The following is a 15,522-nucleotide window of genomic DNA, read 5'->3' as shown; positions in this document are numbered from 1 at the left end:
TTTGCCGTTGTGGACCGGCGCTCAGGGGGCAGCGGTGATACGGGTGGAGAGCTCGATGCCCTCGCCGACCGGGAGGTCGACCGACACGTAGTCACCGCCGGTGCGCACCCGGTCCAGGTACTCCTGCGGGAGCATCGACAGGTTGTCGGCGAGCACCACCGTGCCGGGGTGCATCTTCGGTTCGAGCAGTTCGAGGACGGGCAGGCAGAGGTCCTTCCACCCGTCCAGCAGGATCAGGTCGATCGGGCCGGGTACGGAGGCGAGGGTCTCGCGGGCGTCGCCCTCGCGGATCTCCACCACGTCCGCCAGGCCCACCGAGGCCAGGTTCTTCCGGGCCTGGACGACCTTGGAGGCGCTGAGCTCGGAGCCGACGACGCTGCCGAACCCGTTGTCCCGGACGCCGGCGGCGAGGTGGATCAGCGAGATGCCGAAGGAGGTGCCGAACTCCACCACATGGGTCGGCCGCAGTGAGCGCACCAGCAGGTAGAGCAGCTCGCCCACGCGCGGCTGGACGGGCAGCAGGGCCTCGGCGACCAGCTCGACGGACTCCTCCAGCGACGGCGGGGCGGCCCGCCCGGCGACACCGGCCAGTGCCCGGCCGACGATCTCGTCGTCCTGCCGCGAAGCCTCGTAGAGGGCGGCGAGGACCTGGGCCACTTTGGGATCGTGCAGGCTGTTCGGGTTTTCGTACGCGGGCATGGCGGACTCCTGGTGTGGTCTGCGGGTGAGCGCCGGACATGGGCTGTGGACGGGCTCCGGGCGGGGCTGTTCAGGAGCCGGGGAGCAGGTCGCGCCGGAGGTAGCTCTGCGCGTTGTAGATGGTCCGATCCGGGTCCTCGATGGCTCTGCGACCGTGCATCACACGGGTGTTGTCGATGAGCACGACGTCCCCGTCCTGCCACTCGACGTCCTCGGTCACCTGTGCGGTGACGCGCTCCAGCTCGGCCAGCAGGGCGGCGGGCAGCTCGCTGCCGTCGGCGAAGGTGATCACCGGCTTCTCGTAGTTGTACGAGGGGCCGAAGATGCTGTTGGCCCAGGAGAGCCGGTCGCCGAAGAGCGTCCGGTGGGCCGCCGGGGTGCGGTACGCGTACGTGACGGAGCCGTCCGGCAGCGGTTCGACGACGGTGCTCTCCGGATCCTCGACCAGGCCGGTGAAGTCGTCCAGGGTGATCTCGTCGAGCGGCTTGACGCCGCCCAGCCGGTGGAAGGCGAACGCCCTCCACTTGGGCTCCTCGACCCGTCGGCTGTACTGGATGTCCTGGGCGGCGAAGGCCGTCCTGGCCTCCTCCCCGACGGCGTCCCAGACCCGGTAGCCGTCGCAGACGGTGGTCTGCGAGCCGCTGGCCGCCGCCTTCTCGCAGAGGAACCAGGTGAGGTCCGGGCGGAAGGGGCTGTTGCCGTTCTCCAGGTGCAGGCCCACCGCGTCCGTCCCGGCGTCGACCTTCTGCGCGACGTCGCCGCCGTGGAAGGAGCGCGCCGGGTCGAGGGTGACCCGGTCGGAGTGGTTCTTGACGAAGAGCGAGAACGCCTCCAGGTCCGGCCGGAAGCCGCGCAGCACGAGGAATCCGGCCTCGGCGAGGAGCCGCGTGACGTACTCGGGGGCCAGCTCTCCCAGCGAGTCCTGGCCGGGCGCCGCGAGCACCAGCCGGCCCGAACCGCTGCCGTAGGGCTGGACGGTGGACATCCGCTTCTCCTCTTCGTTCCCTGAGACGGCCGTTGCCGTGGCCGTGGTGATGGTTTCGAGGTCCCCGTCGTGGATCGCCCGCTCGATGGCAGCGCGCATCGGGCGTCCGGTGACGGTGAAGAACCGGTGGTACGAGGGCTCGTCGGCGGTGGCGAGGCGGAGCCGGCCGACCTGCTCGACCTCGGAGAGGTGCTCGCGGCCGAAGGCGGCGAGGGCGGCCCGCGCCTGCTCCGGATCGGTGTCCGGCCGGATCACGAACAGGCCGTGCAGCACCGGCAGTTGGTTGCCGACCACGGCGACCGCCTGGACGAAGGGCAGCCGGGCGTACTGCGCCTCGACCCATTCGGGGGCGACGTTCCGGCCGACCGAGGTGATGATGACGTTCTTCTTGCGTCCGGTGATCGTGACGAACCCGTCGGCGTCGATCTCGGCCAGGTCGCCGGTGTACAGCCAGCCGTCCAGGACCGGGCAGCTGGTCGGGTCGTCGCGGGTGTAGCCGTCGAACAACGAGGTGCTGTTGACCAGCAGTTCGCCGTCCTCGCCGAGCGCCACCCGGACGTGCGGCAGCGGTCGGCCGACCGTACCGAACCGCCGGGCGGCGGGCGTGTTCCAGCTGACCACCGAGCTGTTCTCGGAGAGGCCGTAGCCCTCGTACACGGGGAGGCCGAGCTCGTCCAACTCCCGTAGCACGTCCGGGTGGACGGGCGCTCCGCCGCAGCAGACCAACGGCACCTCATCAGTGCCGAAGAGCGCCGGGGCGACCTCCCGGCCCGCCGCGCGGGCGGACTTGGCGGCGGTCGCCAACGCGCCCGCCAGCGCCGGGGTGGCGACCAGTGCGGTCGGCCGGGCGGCCCGCAGGTAGCGCAGGATGCCGTCGGAGGCGTCGGCCGAGGTGCCGACCAGGGCCGCCTGTTGGGGCAGCAGGGTGACGCAACCGCCGTCCAGCAGCACCATGTAGAGACCCGTCACCTGCTCGATCAGCAGGCTGAACGGCACGGTGGACAGGTAGCGGCCGAACGCCTCGGCGGGCATCACCGCGCTCAGCGAGGCGATCAGCGCGCCGATCCCGTTCGCCCGGATCCGCACGCCCTTGGGGCGCGAGGTGGTGCCGGAGGTGTGGATGACCTTGCAGACCCAGTCCGCGTCGACGGGATCGACGGAGTACGGGCGGCTCGCGGTGGCGAGCAGCTCCGACAGCTCGACGTCGACCACCGGACAGCCGGCGGGCAGCACCTGCGCCTCGCCCCACTCCGCGAGCCGACGGCGGCCGGGCCCGTCGGTCAGCAGGACGTCGATCAACTCCAGCATCCCGGAGGCCTGTTCACGGGTGAAGGCGAGCGGCACCGGGACCTCGACGGCCCGCCCGGCGAGCAACGCCAGGTCCGCCACGACGAATTCGGGGGTGTTGCCGCAGACCACGCCGACCCGGAGCCGGGCTCCCGTGGTCTGCCGGTCCGCCAACTGGTCGGCCAACTGCCGGGCGGCGCGGGTGATCTGCCGGTAGCTGAACCCGTCCGCCTGCTCGCCGTTCAGGTCGAGGACCTGGACCAGCGGACGGTCGGTGTCGGCGTACCTGCCGAGCGCGTTCTCAACGTCCCGCATGGCCGGACACCTCCTGGGAGTGCATGGCGTCGCCGAGCAGCGTCACTTCGGGGTCGAGGAACGAGTACCGGCCGGTGGCTTGGGCGAACAGCGGGGAGATCACCCGCAGCGAGATGACGCCGACCTGCGGCTTCCGCTCGTAGTAACTGCCCCACGCGCGGCGCTCGTCCGGCTCCAGGCCGTCGGGCTCGGCGTCGCCGAGCGGGGTGAAGTCGATGCCGGCGGTCTCCAGGGACTCCCGCAGGCCGCTGGTGGCCGTGCAGAGGATGTACTCCATGCCCAGGGTCCAGGCGATGACGGGCGTGATCTTGATCATTTCCTGGCCGGAGCCCTTGCAGCAGCTGGCCAGCGCGCCGACCTCGATCACCCGGTCCCGGGCCACCGGCACACCGAACCGCCGTTCCAGCTCGACGTCGATCGGCGCGTCGAGGTAGCGCTCGGAGAAGAACGGACCACCGTTCGCGTAGGCGATACCGGCGCAGGCGATCACAGCGTCCTCGAAGTGCCCGACGATGAAGCGGTCGGGATCGGGCATCACCTGCGCCTCGTAGGTTCTCGCGTAGGTCTTTCTGACGAGGTCGGCGGCGGCCAGCCAGGGGTCTGACAGTCGCCGCGCGATGCTTATCTTGAGCATGAGGTCTCCGCACGGAGTTCGGGGAGCCGCTGGGCCCAGGGCTGGGCGCGCTCCAGTTGCGCGGCGAGGGAGAGCAGGCCCGCCTCGTCGCCGAATCGTCCTGTGAAGTGCACGCCGACCGGGAGCCCGTCGGCCGTCCACTGCAGCGGGACCGACACGGCCGGCTGGCCGGTGAGGTTGGCCAGCGGGGACTCGTGGACGAACTCCACGGCCCGGGCCATCTGTTGGTCGGGGGTACCCTGGGAGAAGCTGCCGAGCTCCGGGGCCGGTGAGGCGGTGGTGGGGGTCAGCAGGGCGTCGTAGTCCTCCTGGAACCGGCCCAGCGTCCGGGCCGCCTGCTGGAGCCGGATGACGGCGAGCAGGTAGTCGGCGGCGCTGATGGCGCGCCCGCGCTCGTACAGGCTCCAGGTCAGCTCCTCGAAGAGCTCCGGGGCGGGGGTACGGCCGCTCAGCAGCCCGGCGGCGGTGATCGCGGAGGACACTCCGGCCGCCCAGACCACCAGGAAGGGGTCGACCAGGTCGGCGAAGCCCACCGTCGGCTCCGTCCATACGACTTGGTGGCCGAGCTCCGCGCACAGCCGAGCCGTCCGCTCGACCGCCGCGACGCACTCCGGGTCCACCGGACCGACGGCCGGTGCGGTGCTGACGGCGATCCGCAGTGGCCGGGCGGGGTCGCGGAGGGTGGCGCTCAGGTAGGAGTCGGGGCCGGCCGGCGGCGCCCAGTACGGGTCGCCGATCGACGGACCGGCCACCGCATCGAGCACCGCCGCGCTGTCGCGGACCGAACGGGTGACGACGTGCTCGGAGGCCAGACCGTTCATCAGGTCACCGACCGAGGGCCCCAGCGGGGTCCGGGCCCTGGTCGGCTTCAGGCCGAACACGCCGCAGGCGGCAGCCGGGATGCGGATCGATCCGCCCGCGTCGTTGGCGTGCGCCACCGGCACCAGGCCGGCCGCAACCGCGGCCGCCGAACCGCCACTTGAGCCACCGGCGCTGCGAGTGAGGTCCCAGGGGTTACGGGTCGCGCCGTGGAAGCGGGGCTCGGTCGTCGGCAGCACGCCGAACTCCGCACTGTTGGTCTTGCCGAGCACCCGCAGCCCGGCCCGCCGGAACCGCGCCACCAGCTCGCTGCCCGCGCTCGGCGTGTAGCCGGCCATGAAGGCCGAGCCCAGCGTGGCTTCGATACCGGCGGCGGACGGGCCGAGGTCCTTCAGCAGGAAGGGCACTCCGTGCAGCGGACCGGTGGTCCGACCCTCCGGCCTTCCCGCGAGCGCGAGTTCGGCAAGTTCGGCGAGGGCCTGCTCGAAGTGTGGAATGACAACGGCGTTGACGCTGCCGTCGTAGGACTCGATGCGCTCGATGGCCGCCTCGGTCAACTCGCGCTCCGTCAGCTCGCCCTTGGCGATCAGCTCGGCCTGCGCGAGTCCGTCCAGACCGCGCAACTCCCCCGTACCGTGCATCCCTCATCCCTCCCCGACTGTGCCGACATGCGGCGGACGGCATATCTGACGTGACGTCAGTTCCAACCCACATCCTCGGCGCCGACCGCAGCCGCTGCAGCCACCCCGGCCGCTCCAGTCGCTCCATGGCCGGTCACGGCCGAATTCCCGACGGCGATGAATGCCGTCACCGCAAGGGCTGCGGCGCTGAATACCAGGCCACACCGGGACCGCCATGTGGCGGAGTCAGAATCCCTGCGCTTCATTTCTCGTTCCCTCTTCCAGGAATGTGCTTCTTTTGGAGACCGAAGAGATCCGAAAAGGACCGGGGCGATCGTCCGAGCCCGTCCTTGAGTACCAACCTTCCCCCGCCGAGGGTGAGTTGGGGAGAGCTATGATCCTTCGGGTCGGCGCACTGCCGGGAAGCGAAGGATCCTTTTGATGAAGAAACGTGACAACGAGGACAGTCCGGGCGGAGGAGTGGAGCTTCGACCGACACCGCCGGTCCACCCCGCAGACCCGTCCGAGGACTCCGTCGACGTCCAGCCTTCCGAAGTCGACAACGGTCTTCACGCCATCGCCGCCGCCCTTGCGGACCTTTCGCAACGCGTCGCCGAAGAGGCCAGACGGACCGTCCGAGATCAATCCGAAGAAGTTCCCGACAGCACACCGCAGGCGCCCGGTGACACGCAGTACTTCGCCGCCATCCAAGGACTCACGCAGATCAACGAGGCCATCCAGGAGGCGCTCGACCACGCCCAGCACGAGATCCTCACCGCCCAACCGGACGGCCCACGCCCGCAGTTGGTCCTCGACAACGCCCTGAGCGCGGTGCGCACCCGGATCGCCGCCGGCGTCCGGATGCGCACCCTCTACCAGCACAGCACCCGCTTCGACGAAGCCACCAAGCGCTACGTGCGGGAGGTGGCGAATTACGGCGTACTCATCCGGACGCTCCCCGAATTCTTCGACCGCCTCATCATCGTCGACCGGCTTGTCGTGTTCATCCCGGCCACCTCCGACCGGACCACGGCGATACGGATCGAAGAGCCCGCCGTGGTGCGATTCCTGGCCGACATCTTCGAGCGGGCCTGGGACCGCGCGGAGCCCTATCCGTTCCTGCCGGTACGCGCCGCCGAGGCCGCGCCCGAAGTCATACCGGCGCTACGTGACACAATCCGCCGGTTACTTATCGAAGGGCGTTCCGACAAGGAGATCGCCCGCCGACTCGGCATTAGCCTGCGCTCGCTGCAGGCCCATGTCGCGCATCTCAAGGACGAGTACCAGGCTCAACACCGGCTCCAACTCGGTTATCTGATGGGGATGGAGGAGGCCCTCCAGGAGCAGGAATAACCCTGCCGGAGCGGCGAGTCACCCCCTCCCCCGCGCGCCACCGCCCCGCGCCCCACCGTGCGGAAGTCTGCGAGCGGGGGACCTCCGACCGCACCACCACACCCGTACTCCGCCTGTACTCCACCGAGAAAGGTGCACGAGATGACCCATCCGCGACTGCGCTCAGCCGTCACCGACGCCGCCCCCAAGCCGGCCCGTCCGCCCGGCGCCGCGCCGGTGACTCACGTGCCGGTGACTCACGTGCCGGTGACTCACCTGCTCGCCGCCAACGAGAACCCCTACCCGCCGCTGCCGTCGGTGCGGGAGGCGGTGGTGGCCGCGTCGGGCGGGCTGCACCGGTACCCGGACATGGCCGTCACCGAGCTCACCACGGCGATCGCCGAACGGTACGGCGTCCCGCCGGAGCACGTGGCGACCGGCACCGGTTCGGTCGGCATCATCAAGCAGCTGCTGCAGGCCACCTGCTCGGAAGATGACGAAGTCCTGTACGCCTGGCCGTCGTTCGAAGCCTATCCGCACCTCGCGGAAATAGCCGGGGTCCGTTCCGTCCGGGTCCCGCTGCGAGAGTACGCACACGACCTGGATGCGCTGGCCGACGCCGTCACCGACCGGACCGGACTGGTCATCGTCTGCAATCCGAACAACCCCACCGGCACCGTCGTCCGCCGGGCGGAACTGGAGCGCTTTCTGGACCGCGTTCCCGGTGACGTCCTGGTGGTACTCGACGAGGCCTACCGGGAATTCGTCCGCGACCCCGAGGTCCCGGACGGCATCGAGCTCTATCGCGACCGCCCCAACCTCGCCGTGCTGCGCACCTTCTCCAAGGCGTACGGGCTGGCCGGCCTGCGGGTCGGCTTCGCCGTCGCCCACGAGCCGGTCGCGGCGGCGCTGCGGGCCTGCTCGGTACCGTTCGGCATCACCGGGATCGCGCAGACGGCGGCCCTGGCCTCACTCCGAGCCGAGACCGAACTCATGGACCGGGTGAGCACGTTGGTGGACGAGCGGGATCGGGTGGTGGCCGCCCTGCGCGCGCTCGGCCTGCCGGTGCCGCCCACCCAGGCCAACTTCTTCTGGCTCCCGCTGGGCGACCGGGCCACCGCCTTCGGCGAGGCCTGCGCCGCCGCCGGTGTCCAGGTACGCGCCTTCCCCGGCGTGGGCGTCCGCGTCACCATCGGCGAGCCGGCGGCCAACGACCTCGTCCTGGAGATCGCGGCCAAGTTCTAGGCAACTGGCCAACCACAGAAAGGGGCGCGGGGAACTGCGCGAAACCGGAAGGCACCGACCCGCAGCCTTCCAACCTCGCACAGTTCCCCGCGCCCCTTCAGGCTGACTCCTAGTCGACACTCACCCGCAGGTGCTTCCGGACGTGCTCCAACGCCTCCTCGCGCTCCTCGGGCGAGGCCGCGTCGACCAGGACGTGCCCGAGCCGCGCGGACGACGAGGTCAGCGGGCCGACCACGTCCCCGACCTGCTTGCGCAGCCGGACCCGGACGACCGCCGGGTGGGCGAGTGCCTCCTCGACGCCCTCGATCCGGCTGATCCGGCCGGGCTCGACGGTGGGGAACCAGGTCGCCGCGTACCGCACCGGGTCGGCGTTCAGCAGCCCGTCCAGCGGCAGCCCGAGCGCGAGCCGGATCACCGCCTCGTACAGGTCGAACCCGTACGTCAGGCCGACCGCCTCGCCGAGGTAGTCCCCCGGGGTCCGGACGGCGATCTCCATCAGCGCCGGGCCGTCGGGGCCGAGCCGGAACTCCAGGTGGACCAGCCCGGTCCGCATCCCGATCGCGCCGAGGACGCCACGGGTCAGCGCGTTCACCTGGTCGGCGGTCTCCCCGTCCTCGAACCGGTGGCCGATCCGGTGGCACAGTTCGACGAAGTACGGGGGCGGGGTGGTCTCCTTCGCGGTGAAGTTCTCGAACAGCACCTCACCGTCGCGGACCAGCGCCTCCCAGCTGAACTCCGGGCCGAGGACGGCCTGTTCGACGAGGACCGTGCCCTCGGCGCTCCGGCGCGCGATCAGCTCGGGGACGGCGGCGGCATCGAGCACCAGCTCCACGCCCGAACTGCCCGACTCGCTCAGCGGCTTCACCACGACCGGCAGCCGGTCGAGCATCCACTCCCGCGCCCTGCCGACGTCGGAGGCGAGGAAGAACTCCGGCTGCGGCACCCCGTGCGCGGAGAAACCGGTGCGCTGCAGCGCCTTGTTGCGGGAGATGACGGCGGCGTGCAGGGACGGTCCCGGCAGTCCGAGCCGGTCCTGCGCGAGCGCACCCGCGAGGACGTGCGGTTCGGCGAAGGCGAGGACACCGTCCGGGACGCTCGCGGCCAGCGCCTCGGCGACCCCCTGGTTCCACGACTCCTCCGCCTCGCCGTCGACCCGGTGGTACGTGACGCCCAGGTCGGTCGGCCGGTTGTCGTAGGCCGCGGCGGACTCCACCGCGCTGACCTTGAGCCCGAGCCGGGCGGCGGCGTCGAGATAGGGCCGGCCCATGACGCCGACGCCGACGATCAGGAGTTCCTTCATCAGGCTTGCCCTTCCGCGTTGACGAGAATGAACGAGTTGTCGGCCGGCCGCGCGGTGGCGCCCTCCAGGGCCCGGACGACCGGGGTGACCAGGAAGGCCGCCAGGCAGAACACCGCCGCGAGGACGATCCAGCCGGTCGTTCCGGCGGCGATCACCCCGCCGGTGATCACGGCCGGGCCCACGATCCGCTGGCCGGTACCGCCGAGGCTGAAGACGGACAGGTAGATGCCCTTCCGGTCCTCGGGTGCGAAGTCGTCGCTCAGATCCCAGCCGCCGACCGACTGCCACATCTCGCCGAAGGTCAGCAGCACGCACCCGGCCAGCAGCACCGCGCCACCCGCGATCGCCGAGGACAGGGTGCCCGCCAGCGCCATCACCAGGGCGCTGGCGGCCAGCGCCAGGCCGCCGAGCCGCAGCGCCAGCGCCGCCCCGCCGCTGCGCTCGGCGACCTTGGACACCGGCACCTGGAGCACGATGGAGAGCACGGTGTTGGTGAGGATCAGCACCGGTACGAAGCCGGCCGACGCTCCGGTGGCCTGGAGTGCCCAGAGCGGCAGACCGACCGACAGCAGGGTCATGTGCAGGCTCAGTACGCCGTTGAGTCCACTGAGCAGCAGGTAGCGCCAGTCCCGGAAGCCCTTGATCGCGGTCAGCGGTCCGACCTTGCGCTGGGCGGTGGCCTGTCCGGCCAGCCGCATCCGGGCGAGCAGCACCGCCGACAGGACGAAGGCGGCCGCCGTGCCGAGGATCATCGCCTGGTACGCCACCCTGCTGTTGGCGGCGAGCAGCGGCGCGGCGATCAGCGCGCCGGCCGAGAAGCCGATGTTGCGTACGGTCCGGACGATCGCCATCGTCCTGGTCCGGTCGGCGGCCTCGGTGGTGGCCTGCGCCACCGCCTGGCTCATCGGCTGGGTCGCGGCCTCGGCGGCGGCCAGGCAGGAGGAGACGATCACGAACCCGACGATGCCGTGTACGTAGGCGAGGGCCGCGAACCAGCCGGCCCGCCACAGGTACAGACCGACCAGGGTGCGCTGCGCGCCGAGCCGGTCGGCGAGCGCGCCGATCGGCACGGTGGCGACGAACCCGACGATCCCGGACACCGCCATGCCGAGGCCGACCTGCGCGGCCGACAGCCCGACCGAGCGGATGAAGAAGATGGTGGCCCCGGTCAGGTAGAGACCGGTGCCGATCGCATTGATCAGCGAGGTGACGGCGAACGTACGCCCGGTCGGGGTGGCGGGTATGTAGTCCCGCACCGACGGCATCCTCATGACTCGACCTCCCCCACTTCGGAGGCGCCCACGCTGACCGCGATCCGGCCGACCGCCCGCTCGGCGTTGCGCACGGCGTCGGCGGGATCCGCGCCGACGGCGATGACGGAGCCGATCCGGTCCCAGGAGCTGGTCGCGGTGGACTGGACGTCGTCGCCGACGGCGACCGTGAGGTGCAGCGCGTGCACCCCGGCCGACGCGCGCGCCTCCTCGACGCCCTCGATCCGCTCGACCACCCCGGTCGGCGAGGTCAGGAAGCGTACCGACGCGCCGGCCACCGCGTCCTGGCGCACGGTGGGCGCGTCGCCGCCGAGCACCTGGAGCAGCTCGCGCAGGATGTGGGTGTCGTAGGCCAGGTCGATCAGCACGGTGATGCCGTCGCCGGGCAGCCGGCCCGCGCACTCGACCAGGTACGGGCGGCCCTCCTCGACGATCCACTCGGAGTGCAGGATCCCGGAGCCGAAGCCGGTGGCCTTGACCAGGGCGGCGAGCCCTTCGGCCAGCGCCGTGGAGGTGGCGGCGGGCAGCTCGGCGGGGAGGACGTGACCGGTCTCCACCGGGTAGCGGGAGTCCTGCACGCTCTTGTCGGTGATGTTGAGGAAGCCGATCGTCCCGTCGTGGACCAGCGCCTCGACGCTGACCTCCGGTCCGTGCAGCCGCTCCTCGGCCAGGAAGCGGGCGGCGTCGGGGTACTGCGCGCGCAGGGTCGGCTCGTCGGCGCTGGTGGTGTGCAACCAGGCCGCCTCGACGTCGTCGTCCGGGCCGAGCAGCTGGACGCCCAGGCTGGCCTGCCGGTTGGCGGGCTTCAGCACGTACTCGCCGCCCTGCCGGGCCCTGAACTCCTCGACGTCCGCAGGGCTTTCGACCAGGGCCCAGGCCGGCTGGGCGATGTCGGTGCCGGCCACCGCCGCACGCAGCCGCGACTTGTCCCGCAGCACCCGGGCAGCGCGCAGGCTCGCGCCGGGCAGCTCCCAGGCCTCGGCGAGCGCGGCGGCCGTCACGACGCCGTACTCCACCATCGGCACCACCACCCGGACCCCGGCCGGACGGGGGAAGGTCCCGGCGAACCGGGCGGCGTGCGCCTCGTCCTGGCTGGCCGTGGGGAAGAGGGCGGCGACGCTGCGGTGGCCGGCGACCAGCTCGCGGATGCCGCGCGCCTCGATGACGGCGGGCTCCTCCAGCAGCAGGACGGAGTTCTCCGGCAGCAGCTTGTCCAACTTGCCGAGCGCCACCGGGCTGTAGCCGACCACGACATGCGTGACGCTGTCCGGTACGACTGGCGTGGTGTGGATGGTGACCGCCTTGCGCACCTGCTCCTCCAACTCGTTCAGTTCGTCGACGGTCAGGGCGTCGACGAACAGCGACACCGCGCGGTCCTCGGAGCTGTTCAGCTCGCCGAGTTCGCTGCCCCGGTCCTGGTGCACGAGCACGGCCCGCAGCGTCGGCGGCTCGCTGTCGCCCGCCCGTCCGATGTGCGGCCACAGCCCGCCGTCGCCGACCCACTGCGGCACGGCGGCGAAGCCGTCGACGGTCACGTCCCGCAGGATGCCGGGGGTGTGCTCCAGGTAGATCTGGCGCGCGTAGCGGGAGGGCGCGGGGTAGGAGGCGGGCTCGCCGAGCGCGATCCGGATGATCTGCGGCTCCAGCGGCGCACTGGTGGCCAGCTCGTAGAGCACGCAGATCCCGTCGCCGGGGGTACGGGCCGCGACCTCCATCAGGAAGGGCGTGCCGCCCGGCCGCACCCGCCACTCGGCGTGCGCGATGCCGTCCTTGAAGTCCAGCCCCCGCAGTGCGCGCCGGTTGGCGTCGAGCAGCACGGCCTCGGTGCCGGCCAGGTCGCTCGGCACCGAGTGCGACAGCTCCACGAACGTGAGGGCGTGCGAGTCGGTGGTGTCCTTCCGGGTCACCGAGGCGAAGATGATCTGCCCGTCCTGGACCAGGCTCTCGACCGAGTACTCCTGGCCGGCGACCCGCTCCTCGACCAGCACCGTCTCGTACGGCGGGTAGCTGTCCAGCTGGAGCCGCAGCGCGTCCTCGTCCTGGACCAGCGCCACCCCCGAACTGGAGTGCCGTCCGGCCGGCTTGACGACCACCGGGAAGGGCACGGCGGAGAGGTCGAACCCGGCCCGCTCCTCCGGCGCCACGATCAGCGACACCGGGCTGAACTCCGGCAGGTACCAGCGCTGGAGGTACTTGCTGCGGCAGGCGCGGGTCGCCCGCAGGCCGGGCCCCGGCAGGCCGAGCGCGTCGGCCAGCAGGCCGGTCGGCTCGACCTGGGTCTCACCGGCCGCGTAGACCCCGACGATGTTGTACTTCTCCCGCCATCGCCGGGCGCTGGATATCACGCCCGGCAGATAGGAGTTCTCTCTACTGACATCCCCGTCGACGAAGGCGAACTCGTCGATGGCGGAGGCCGGATGCGACGGGTCGGCGGCGGTGCTCAGCGCCTCTTCACGCCAGTTGGAGGGGGTGATCAGCAGGACCTTCAGGCCCCTGCGGGTCAGCTCCGAGAGGTAGAGCGGCGTACGGCAGACCACCAGGAAGGACCCGGTGAGCACGAAGGCGTCCTGCTTCATATCCCTATTCCTCAGAAAGACGCGGACCGTCCCTGCCGAAGGGTCTCGAGAGGGACGGTCCGGGGGCGGGTCAGCCGAAGTTGAGCTTGCCGGTGCGGGTGCGCTTCAGCTCGAAGAAGTCCGGGAAGTTCGCGAGCGCCCGGGCACCGTCGAAGATGCGGACCGCCTGCTCACCGCGCGGGATCGAGTTGAGGACGGGGCCGAAGAAGGCCACCCCGTCGATGTGGATGGTCGGGGTGCCGACGTCGTCGCCGACCGGGTCCATGCCCTCGTGGTGGCTCTTGCGCAGGGCCTTGTCGTAGGTCTCGCCCTCGGCCGCCGCCAACAGCTCGGCGGGCAGGCCGAGTTCGGCCAGCACCTCGGCCGCGACGGCGAGGAAGTCCTTGTTGCCGTCGTTGTGGATGCGGGTGCCCAGCGCGGTGTACAGCTCGGGGATGCGGTCCTCGTGCTGCTGCCAGGCGGCGGTGACGATCCGGGCCAGGCCGAGCGACTTGTCGACGAGTTCGCGGTACCAGTCCGGCAGTTCGCGGTCCTCGTTGAGCACGTACAGGCTCATCGGCAGGAACCGCAGGTCGAGTTCCTGGAGCTGCTGCACCTCGAGGATCCAGCGCGAGGTGATCCAGGCGAACGGGCAGGCGGCGTCGAAGTAGAAGTCGACCTTGGCAGGCGAGTCGGTGGTTGTCATGACGGGAGTCCCTCCAGGGGGCTTCGGAGTGTGCCGCCTCAGAACGCGGCGGCGAGGATCTTACCGGCGTCGTCGCGACCGTAGGTCTCCAACGTGCGGTACTTCTCGCGGAGTTGACGCTTGAGCACCTTTCCGGTCACGCCCACCGGGAAGTCCGCCTCGGCCTGGGCTATCTCCAACAACGCGAGCTCCGGGTGCCCGGCCGCCAGAAGCGCCTCGTTGGCCCGGGCGAGCAGCTTCGCGGGCTCGGCCACCGCCGCGCCGGTGGTGACCACGGCGACCGCGACCTGCTCGCCGTCCCGACGGCCGGCCACCACGGCGGCGTCCGTCACGTCGGCCACGTCGTTGAGCAGGACCTCTTCCATGAACACCGAGTAGCCGGTGCCGTGGGCGGTCTCGATGGCGTCGACGGCGCGGTCCACCAGGAAGTGGTCACCGTGCGCGTCGCGGTATGCCATGTCGCCCGTCAGCCAGTAGCCGGAGAGCGTGTAGCGGTAGGTGGTGTCGTGGTCGGCCCAGTAACCGGGGGTGATGGCCGGGCCCTTGGCACCCAGGAAGCCGATCTCGCCGTCACCGGCCACCGACCCGTCCTTGCGCAGGATGACGACCTCGGCGACGCCCACCGGCTTGCCCGCGCAGCGGTCGTTGCGCTCGGTCTCCAGGGTACGGATCTTCAGCAGCACGCCCCAGCCCAGCTCGGTGGTGCCGAGCCGGTCGAAGAACGCGGACGGCTTCAGGCCGGGGCTGCGCCGGGACAGCACGCTGGTGATGTGCGCCTGGTGCACGGCGTCGCCGATCGAGGTCCAGACCGCGACCGAGTCCAGCGCGCCGTCCGGGAGGTCGAGCGCGTGCAGCTCGGCGTAGCCGTGCGCGAAGGACATCACCGAGGTCGGCTTGAACTTCTGTACGTCGGCAGCCAGTTCGGCTCCCGTACGGTCGCGGAGCGCGACCAGCGGGGTGCCGGCCAGCACGGCGTACACCGTGTACGCGACGCAGCCCAGGTGCGACTGCGGCAGCGCCGTCATCATCATGGCGCCGGCCGTCTCGGTGTGGTCCACCAGCCGGAACTGCGGGCCGGCCACGATCGAGCGGTGGGTGTGGATGGTCGGCTTCGGCCGGCCGGTGGTGCCCGAGGAGTGCAGGATCACCACCGGGTCGGCGTCCACGTGCCTAAAGCGCGAGCCGTCGGGCAGCTCGGCGGCGGGCGGCGCCGGCAGCTCCTCCAGGGACTGCGTCCAGGCCAGGCCGGTCAGCCCGGCGAGGCCGTCGCCCAGCTCGTCGATCCGCGCCTGGTCGGCGTACAGGCCGACCGGGGTGGTCTGCTCGATCAGCGAGGTGGCGATGGTCCGGGTGGCGTTGCTGTTGATCAGCACCGCGATGGCGCCGATCTGCGCGAGGGCGTAGAAGTGCACCGAGTACGCGATCGAGTCCTCGAACCAGACGGCGACCCGGTCGCGCGGCTCGACACCCTTCGCCAGGTACCAGGCGGACCAGCTCTGGGCCAGCTGGTCGAGCTGGTTCAGGCTGAAGTCGTGCTGCTCGACGCCGTCGGTGTTGACCATCGGGCGGTAGCTGTGGACGAACGGCAGCTCGGGGTGCGGGTTGGCGGCGATGGCGGAGCTCAGCAGGTTGCCACCACCCACGGTCGGGTCGGCGGCCAGCGCCGCACGCTGCTCCGGCGACAGGACGGTTGGGGCGAAGTCCGACATGGCTGAACCTTTCAGTGATGGCTTACAGGGTGTGGGTGGGGCTTC

The 15,522-nt window shown here is 71.1% G+C and carries 11 protein-coding genes; 2 read left to right on the top strand and 9 right to left on the bottom strand.

What is annotated here, in order from left to right:
* Positions 1-21 precede the first annotated feature (21 nt).
* The 4 genes from P3T29_RS23640 to P3T29_RS23625 all read right to left on the bottom strand — a co-directional run bounded on the left by P3T29_RS23640 (position 22) and on the right by P3T29_RS23625 (position 5,380).
* Positions 22-699 carry a class I SAM-dependent methyltransferase gene (locus P3T29_RS23640; RefSeq protein ID WP_280718606.1) on the bottom strand — a complete coding sequence of 226 codons (678 nt, stop codon included), beginning with the start codon at positions 697-699 and terminating at the stop codon, positions 22-24.
* 70 nt (positions 700-769) lie between these two features.
* A complete protein-coding gene (locus P3T29_RS23635; RefSeq protein ID WP_280718605.1) occupies positions 770-3,286 on the bottom strand; it encodes an AMP-binding protein in 2,517 nt (838 codons plus the stop codon).
* Positions 3,273-3,920, bottom strand: coding sequence for a thermostable hemolysin (locus tag P3T29_RS23630; protein ID WP_280718604.1), 648 nt, complete (start codon positions 3,918-3,920; stop codon positions 3,273-3,275). Before P3T29_RS23630 ends, P3T29_RS23635 begins: the two co-directional genes overlap by 14 nt.
* The gene (locus P3T29_RS23625) at positions 3,908-5,380 is read right to left on the bottom strand and encodes an amidase (RefSeq protein WP_280718603.1); all 1,473 of its coding nucleotides are present in this window, start codon (positions 5,378-5,380) and stop codon (positions 3,908-3,910) included. The genes P3T29_RS23630 and P3T29_RS23625 overlap by 13 nt, the downstream gene beginning before the upstream one ends.
* Positions 5,381-5,800: 420 nt before the next feature.
* On the opposite strand from P3T29_RS23625, the gene P3T29_RS23620 reads away from it, so the two are divergent.
* The gene (locus P3T29_RS23620; RefSeq protein WP_280718602.1) at positions 5,801-6,712 is read left to right on the top strand and encodes a hypothetical protein; all 912 of its coding nucleotides are present in this window, start codon (positions 5,801-5,803) and stop codon (positions 6,710-6,712) included.
* A gap of 141 nt (positions 6,713-6,853) precedes the next feature.
* Positions 6,854-7,936, top strand: coding sequence for a histidinol-phosphate transaminase (hisC, locus tag P3T29_RS23615; protein WP_280718601.1), 1,083 nt, complete (start codon positions 6,854-6,856; stop codon positions 7,934-7,936).
* 109 nt (positions 7,937-8,045) lie between these two features.
* Here the strand turns inward: hisC and P3T29_RS23610 are convergent, their stop codons facing one another.
* The 5 genes from P3T29_RS23610 to P3T29_RS23590 form a co-directional block, all read right to left on the bottom strand.
* A complete protein-coding gene (locus tag P3T29_RS23610; protein ID WP_280718600.1) occupies positions 8,046-9,236 on the bottom strand; it encodes an ATP-grasp domain-containing protein in 1,191 nt (396 codons plus the stop codon).
* Positions 9,236-10,507: an MFS transporter gene (locus P3T29_RS23605; protein ID WP_280718599.1), complete on the bottom strand. Its 1,272-nt coding sequence runs from the start codon at positions 10,505-10,507 to the stop codon at positions 9,236-9,238. The genes P3T29_RS23610 and P3T29_RS23605 overlap by 1 nt, the downstream gene beginning before the upstream one ends.
* Positions 10,504-13,083 (bottom strand): ATP-grasp domain-containing protein, encoded by a 2,580-nt coding sequence (locus P3T29_RS23600; protein ID WP_280718598.1) that lies wholly within the window; start codon positions 13,081-13,083, stop codon positions 10,504-10,506. Before P3T29_RS23600 ends, P3T29_RS23605 begins: the two co-directional genes overlap by 4 nt.
* A 70-nt stretch (positions 13,084-13,153) precedes the next feature.
* Positions 13,154-13,768 (bottom strand): DsbA family protein, encoded by a 615-nt coding sequence (locus tag P3T29_RS23595; RefSeq protein ID WP_280718597.1) that lies wholly within the window; start codon positions 13,766-13,768, stop codon positions 13,154-13,156.
* A gap of 38 nt (positions 13,769-13,806) precedes the next feature.
* Positions 13,807-15,477 carry a class I adenylate-forming enzyme family protein gene (locus P3T29_RS23590; protein WP_280718596.1) on the bottom strand — a complete coding sequence of 557 codons (1,671 nt, stop codon included), beginning with the start codon at positions 15,475-15,477 and terminating at the stop codon, positions 13,807-13,809.
* Between the last annotated feature and the right edge of the window lie 45 nt (positions 15,478-15,522).

Source organism: Kitasatospora sp. MAP5-34 (assembly GCF_029894335.1).
Taxonomy (GTDB): domain Bacteria; phylum Actinomycetota; class Actinomycetes; order Streptomycetales; family Streptomycetaceae; genus Kitasatospora.
The sequence above is the reverse complement of the archived record's forward strand: the minus strand, read 5'-3'. Positions and strand labels throughout refer to the sequence as shown.

Bases quoted from the DNA above. Each gene is read 5' to 3' on its own strand.
- P3T29_RS23640 (WP_280718606.1), bottom strand. From the start codon at position 699: ATGCCCGCGTACGAAAACCCGAACAGCCTGCACGATCCCAAAGTGGCC.
- P3T29_RS23635 (WP_280718605.1), bottom strand. From the start codon at position 3,286: ATGCGGGACGTTGAGAACGCGCTCGGCAGGTACGCCGACACCGACCGT.
- P3T29_RS23630 (WP_280718604.1), bottom strand. From the start codon at position 3,920: ATGCTCAAGATAAGCATCGCGCGGCGACTGTCAGACCCCTGGCTGGCC.
- P3T29_RS23625 (WP_280718603.1), bottom strand. From the start codon at position 5,380: ATGCACGGTACGGGGGAGTTGCGCGGTCTGGACGGACTCGCGCAGGCC.
- P3T29_RS23620 (WP_280718602.1), top strand. From the start codon at position 5,801: ATGAAGAAACGTGACAACGAGGACAGTCCGGGCGGAGGAGTGGAGCTT.
- hisC (WP_280718601.1), top strand. From the start codon at position 6,854: ATGACCCATCCGCGACTGCGCTCAGCCGTCACCGACGCCGCCCCCAAG.
- P3T29_RS23610 (WP_280718600.1), bottom strand. From the start codon at position 9,236: ATGAAGGAACTCCTGATCGTCGGCGTCGGCGTCATGGGCCGGCCCTAT.
- P3T29_RS23605 (WP_280718599.1), bottom strand. From the start codon at position 10,507: ATGAGGATGCCGTCGGTGCGGGACTACATACCCGCCACCCCGACCGGG.
- P3T29_RS23600 (WP_280718598.1), bottom strand. From the start codon at position 13,083: ATGAAGCAGGACGCCTTCGTGCTCACCGGGTCCTTCCTGGTGGTCTGC.
- P3T29_RS23595 (WP_280718597.1), bottom strand. From the start codon at position 13,768: ATGACAACCACCGACTCGCCTGCCAAGGTCGACTTCTACTTCGACGCC.
- P3T29_RS23590 (WP_280718596.1), bottom strand. From the start codon at position 15,477: ATGTCGGACTTCGCCCCAACCGTCCTGTCGCCGGAGCAGCGTGCGGCG.